The organism is Bacillus sanguinis (assembly GCF_018332475.1).
GTDB lineage: Bacteria > Bacillota > Bacilli > Bacillales > Bacillaceae_G > Bacillus_A > Bacillus_A sanguinis.
On record NZ_BOQB01000318.1, the window covers coordinates 1 to 5861 of the forward strand.

Below are 5861 nucleotides of genomic sequence, written 5' to 3' on the forward strand. Positions count from 1 at the left end.
TCCCTAGACCTATTTTATTAAGTGCTAACTTTGTTGCCATTTCTTCCAATTCGCAAAGTACAGATACAAAATATCTTCCTGCTCTTTCATATACTGTGCCACTTTTTACAGTTGCATTTTTAGGGATATATCCATATTCTTTTAACCTTATCCAACCAATTGTAGGAACTTTGACTCTATGTCTTTCTACTGTCCAATCTGTTTTGTTGTTTTTCGGAAAGTAGCACTTCACATCTTGCTTCTTCTTTTTTTTATATCGTGGAAACTTAGATAAACCTTTAAAAAATCGCTTAAAAGCTTTATCTCCATTCATAATCGCTTGTTTTACCGCTTTGCTCGACACTTCTTTAATCCAATGGTCACACTCTTTTGTATGAATATTGTTCAGCCATTTGGAAAAGTCATAGCCACTAAGAAATTTCCCCTCCGACTCATATGCCTCTTTATTTTTAGAGATATACAGGTTATATACATATCGACACACCCCAATAGTTTGACGGATTTTACTAACTTGTTCAGTTGTCGGTTTGATTTCTATTAAATATGCTCTTTTCATAAGTCTTCATCCTCCGACATTTTCTTTTTGTATTTTCTCAACCCATATATTCTACAGCTAAATACATGAATGATAGATATTAAATCCTGAACAAGTTCTTCTTAAATACCCATATATTCCTTATACTGTTCTTCTGTATAATATCTTCTTCCTTTTGGGTTTCGGTAAGCAGTTAAACCACCTTGATTGTCCCACCTTTGCAATGTCTTAACAGAGACATTAAGCATTTCTGAAAATTCTTTTGGTTTATATTGTTTCATAATTACTTTTTTGCTATATATGCACACTTTTGTCTATGTTTTTGTTTACTGTTTCTTTCTCCTGTATATAGAAACTTTATCCCGATTGGTGAGGGATAATAACCAGTGGGAATGGTTCCTTATTGATTAAAGATTTACTTTATATATTATAAACGGCATACCCTTTTTCATAAAGAGTATGCCGTTTCTTTTTTCTATATTAACTTACTTGCTTTTGTTTTTGTTTCGTTTTTGGACCTGTAAAGAGGCGTTCATTTCCCATAAGTAAAATACAAATAATACTTAGCACAGCCGGAATCAGTGCCCAGAAGAATGTACTGGCAATAGATGTAGCGAGAGCCTCTTTAATACCAGTTAATATTTCAGCTGGAATATTATCGGTAGCACCTTGTGATAATAAGAAACTTGTGTCTCCGCCTTTTGGAGCCAATTTAGCTAGTTCAGGAGGGAACACAGTGTTTAATTTAGTAGTAAAAATATGATTTTGAATGGTACCGAAAATTGTTACACCAAGAGTCATACCGAGTGAACGGAAAAATGAGTTTGTTGATGTAGCAGAACCACGGTCTCGCATTTCTAACTTGTGGATAGAAGACATACTTAAAACTGAGAACGAGAAACCAACTCCAAGTCCAGTGAGAATCATAAATAGTGTTACGAGTAGACGAGGTGTCTCCATTGTTAAAGTACTTAGTAAATAAATACCAATGACGAAGAAAACGCCAGATGCCATCATGATGTTACGATAACTTGTTCGAGAAGCTAACTGTCCACCAGTTTGACTTCCAATTACAGAGCCAACCATCATAGGTGTTAAAATTAATCCAGCATTTGAGGCTGAACCGCCGAGAACACCTTGAACGAAGATTGGGATATAAACTGTACAAATAATAAAAGCGGCACCATAGAAAAAGGCAACTCCTTGGCTAGCTGCGAATAAAGGTTTCTTAAATAGATGGAAAGAGATGATAGGCTCAGTTGCTTTTCGTTCTACGAAGAAGAAAATAATAAGCATAATAACAACTGTTGTAAATAAACCGATAATTACAGTGGAATTCCATGCGTATTCTTTACCACCAAGCTCTAAGGCGAACATTAAGCAAACGATACTAATAACAAGTGTAATAGCGCCAGCCCAATCAATTTTTTGTTTTCTAAATTCTAGAGATTCACTGTAGTATTTAGTAATGAAGAAGAAGGAGATAAGTCCTAATGGAATATTAATATAGAAGACCCAATGCCAACTTATATAGTCTGTAATATAAGCACCTAATAAAGGGCCGAATACACTAGATGTCCCAAAAACCGCACCGAAAAGCCCTGTCATTTTTCCACGCTTTTCTGGTGGGAATATATCGTACATTATTGTGAAGGCGATAGGCATAAGAGCACCGCCACCAATCCCTTGAATTGCTCTATAAATACTTAGCTGCTCAATACTAGATGCTGTCCCGCAAAGTGCAGAACCGAATAAGAAAAGAATGAGGCCACCGATATAAAAGCGTTTCCGTCCGTACATATCAGAAAGTTTTCCGAAGATAGGCATCCCCGCCATTGTTGCTACCATATATGCAGATGTGACCCAAACGAACTTGTCAAATCCTCCTAGGTCTCCAACAATCGTTGCCATTGCTGTTGCAACGATTGTATTATCCATTGCCGCCATTAAAATACCAAGTAGTAAACCAGCAACAACAAATTTTGTATTGTTAGATTCTTTTTTTGATAATTGAGATTCCAAATATAACCCTCCTTTAATAATAAGTAAACTATATTAAGTTTCGAGTGCAGTGCATAAAAATTTAAAGTATAGTACTTTCAAATTAATTTAAACAAGTGCACTGACAAAGCCATAAAGAATATTATAGTCAAATTTGACTAAAAGGCAAACTTTTTCTTCCGTCAAAATATTCTGTTGTATAGACAGCAAAAGAGTGAGTAATAATTAATGTTGGTATAAAGTCAATGAAGGAAATTGTAAAAAAATATTTCAGTAAGAATACCGTCTGTTAACAGAGGAAAAATGGTTTTTTCTTTATATTGTCGAATAGGATAAAAGGAAGAGTAATAACTATATATTGTTTGTAACAAGCATTATTAATATTGGGTAGAGAGGCAGAATAAGGTCGTATGGATGATGCATCTGAAATGGGGTGAATATTATTATGAAAATATGGAAACGAATTTCGGATCAAGGAAGGCGTTCAATACCGCTACAACCGGTATTATGGATTGATGGGTCAAAAAAGGAAAACGAATGTCCTAATGTAGCAGTTACATTACAAATCCGTAGTATGTATAAAGAAAAATTTTTATATGAACTGACCTATGATGTAAACGACATACTTATTATTCGAATTGAAGTTGAAAATAAAGGAATGGAAATGATTTCACGAGTTGTAGTAAGTCATATGATTCGAGATTATTTTGCATACATCCCAAATTCATTAAAGGCTGATAAGGGGATGAGCGAGTTTCTGTTCCAACTTGTAAGATGGCGAATCGATAATTTATTACCGAATGAGAAAGTAGAACTAATTTGTAAAATAAAAGCAAATAAAGATAAAGCACTCAAAAACGCATTATTTCAGGCTACATATACATTTCAATATAAAGGAGTATCATATGGTCCGTTGCAAACAAATGAGGTTGTTGTGCGGCAATGATAAAAAGGAACCTGTATGAAAGGTTCCTTTTTTAGTGAAGGTTGTGCTTTTTGAGTACTTTTTTTTGCTCGATTCCTTTTTTTCCTACATAGTTATTTTTGAAGCCAAAGTATAGAATAAATAAAAATGAAGCAACATTAACAATAGCATCGATTTGATCGTTTGTAATAAAGTTTATTCCGAAAGAATTAAATAGTAATTTTAAGGATAATAGAAAGCCCGCTAGTAAACGTATAATATCTGATAGATTTTCTTTTTGTAGCATATAGGTCGCTCCTTTCTAAAAACGATATATAGTATATATATGAAATGAAGTAGAAAAGGTAGACAAGTTTAAGCGGAAATGTACACCTAGTATGTACATTTTTTATTTTGTAGAAAAACATAATTGTTATAGAAACATATATTGGTATAGAAAGGGGGAAAAGTATGAAACATAAAGGGAAAATTAGTGGATTACTACTTGGGAATACAGTGGCAGTTACAGAATGGATTGCGCTTCAGGATGTAATTACAAAACTGGATTCGCGATCATTTTATACCGTCTTTATTATTTATATATTGCAAATGATACTCAGCTATTATTTTGGATATTGGTATGATAAAAGAGCGAGTAGGGGCATGGATACGGAAGTAGGGGGAATGGCAAGTAATGATTTTGTAGTTGATTTCTTTGAGAAAGTAGCTGCTTTATCAGAACGGGATTCTCATAATATTACAGTGTACATTCTTTCTGTGAAAGAATGGAAAGGATTAAAAGAAACAGTGCAAGAAAAAAAATTGGAGGTGCTAGTACAAAAATTGGAGAGTACGATTGTAAAGACACTTCGTAAAGGGGATGTCGTTACGAAGTGGGATGAAAATAAGTATGTAATTGTGGCAATTGATAACGGACATGAAAAATCGACAATAACAAACCGATTAATGAAAAATATTGACAGTGAAATAGAAAATGGTTTGTTAAGTATGAATCTATTATTTGGAGCTGCTAGTTATCCAATAGAAGGAAAAACTTTTGAAGAATTGTTAAGAAAAGCACAAAATCAGTTGTATCAGCATAGGGATTTGTAAGAAAATGAGTGAAACTTCGATTTAAAGAAATATGACATGAAGAATTTTCGAATGTAACATTTTTTTGACTTTTATTACAAAAAGAACTTTTATTGTAATAAAAGTCTTTAAAAATATATGGAATAAGCATATAATTATGTTGGATGTGTCAATGCATTTTGCACAATGTGTTTCATTTTGAAAGTGTAGAGGAAAGCATGCTCTACACTTTTCCTTTTTAGGGAATGACAAGAATAATTGTAAGTTGTTGCAAGATGACATTTACACTGTGTAAAATGAACAAAGAGATTATTTGATAGAAAGCGGAAAGGGAATGATAGAATGATAGACGTGACAGAACAACGAACATCTTTTATTAGGTGAATTATTACCGTTGTTCTCCAAATTATTATGGCTGTGATGAATTCCGTTGTACTTTTATGTAATACATAGTATAAACAGGTTTTAAAAAGTGCCAAGTAAAAGGTAGATATGAAACTGTTATTTAGTTCAAAAATGCAATTTTGAGTAATACAATTTGTACAAGCATTATAAATAATATGAATGATTTTCGTAAAAAGGTGCGAGTGTGGAGTTAATAAAAGGATAAATAATTTCATAGCTTTTTACACGATGATCGTATATAAGTAGGAGGAAAAAGATGTTGAAGTATAGTAAATTAGCAATTGTAACTGCATTATCAATGACTTTACTAGCGGGTTGTTTCGGCCCGAAACCAGAAGAGGAATTATATGTTGCATTTGAAAATGCTGCAAAGCAAGAAAAAACAATGTTTGAAGATGCGAAGAAACTTGAAACTTTAGAAAAAGAGGGACAAGAATTATATAACCAGATTGTTCAAGAAGGAAAAGATAATAATCAAACTGTTAAGGAAAAATTGAACCAAGCAGTGAAAAATACAGATGAACGAGAAAAAGTGCTTAAAAAAGAAAAAGAAACTTTAAATAAGGCACAAGAAGAAGTGAAGTCAGCAGATAAATATGTGAAGAAAATTGAAGATAAGAAATTGAAAGATCAAGCGGATAAAGTGAAAAGCACATATGAGAAACGACACGATTCATTTAACAAGATGTATGATAGCTATAATAAATCGTTAAAACAAGAAAAAGAATTATATACAATGTTACAAGATAAAGGTACAAAATTAAAAGATATTAGTGAAAAAGTAAAAGTCGTGAATCAGTCTTATAAAGATATTGAATCAGAAAAAGACAAGTTTAATGAATTTACAAAAACTTATAATACAGAAAAAATAGGTTTTTATAAACAAGCAAATATTAAAATTAAAGAAGAGAAAAAATAAAACAG

At 32.5% G+C, this 5861-nt stretch carries 6 protein-coding genes and 1 pseudogene; 3 read left to right on the forward strand and 4 right to left on the reverse strand.

What is annotated here, in order from left to right; genetic code table 11:
- The 3 genes and pseudogenes from KI369_RS24870 to KI369_RS24880 form a co-directional block, all read right to left on the reverse strand.
- Positions 1-556: RNA-guided endonuclease InsQ/TnpB family protein (locus KI369_RS24870; protein WP_212957937.1), on the reverse strand; the 556-nt coding region annotated here is incomplete at its 3' end.
- Positions 553-816 (reverse strand): annotated as a pseudogene (locus KI369_RS24875) (MerR family transcriptional regulator). The gene KI369_RS24870 and the pseudogene KI369_RS24875, both read right to left, overlap by 4 nt.
- Positions 817-1015: 199 nt before the next feature.
- On the reverse strand, positions 1016-2557 hold the full coding sequence (locus KI369_RS24880; protein WP_212957939.1) for an MDR family MFS transporter: 1542 nt from the start codon (positions 2555-2557) through the stop codon (positions 1016-1018).
- A gap of 424 nt (positions 2558-2981) precedes the next feature.
- Between KI369_RS24880 and KI369_RS24885 the strand changes: the two genes are divergently transcribed.
- Complete coding sequence (locus tag KI369_RS24885) at positions 2982-3482, forward strand: hypothetical protein (protein ID WP_212957941.1); 501 nt, start codon at positions 2982-2984, stop codon at positions 3480-3482.
- Positions 3483-3513: 31 nt separating this feature from the next.
- On the opposite strand, the gene KI369_RS24890 is transcribed toward KI369_RS24885, so the two are convergent.
- Positions 3514-3747, reverse strand: coding sequence for an SPP1 phage holin family protein (locus tag KI369_RS24890; protein ID WP_000939450.1), 234 nt, complete (start codon positions 3745-3747; stop codon positions 3514-3516).
- A gap of 164 nt (positions 3748-3911) precedes the next feature.
- Between KI369_RS24890 and KI369_RS24895 the strand changes: the two genes are divergently transcribed.
- Entirely contained in the window at positions 3912-4553 is a 642-nt protein-coding gene (locus tag KI369_RS24895) for a diguanylate cyclase domain-containing protein (protein ID WP_212957947.1), read from the forward strand.
- A 640-nt stretch (positions 4554-5193) separates the two neighbouring features.
- Entirely contained in the window at positions 5194-5856 is a 663-nt protein-coding gene (locus KI369_RS24900) for a YkyA family protein (RefSeq protein WP_212957948.1), read from the forward strand.
- Positions 5857-5861 lie beyond the last annotated feature (5 nt).

Bases quoted from the DNA above. Each gene is read 5' to 3' on its own strand.
- KI369_RS24885 (WP_212957941.1), top strand. From the start codon at position 2,982: ATGAAAATATGGAAACGAATTTCGGATCAAGGAAGGCGTTCAATACCG.
- KI369_RS24890 (WP_000939450.1), bottom strand. From the start codon at position 3,747: ATGCTACAAAAAGAAAATCTATCAGATATTATACGTTTACTAGCGGGC.
- KI369_RS24895 (WP_212957947.1), top strand. From the start codon at position 3,912: ATGAAACATAAAGGGAAAATTAGTGGATTACTACTTGGGAATACAGTG.
- KI369_RS24900 (WP_212957948.1), top strand. From the start codon at position 5,194: ATGTTGAAGTATAGTAAATTAGCAATTGTAACTGCATTATCAATGACT.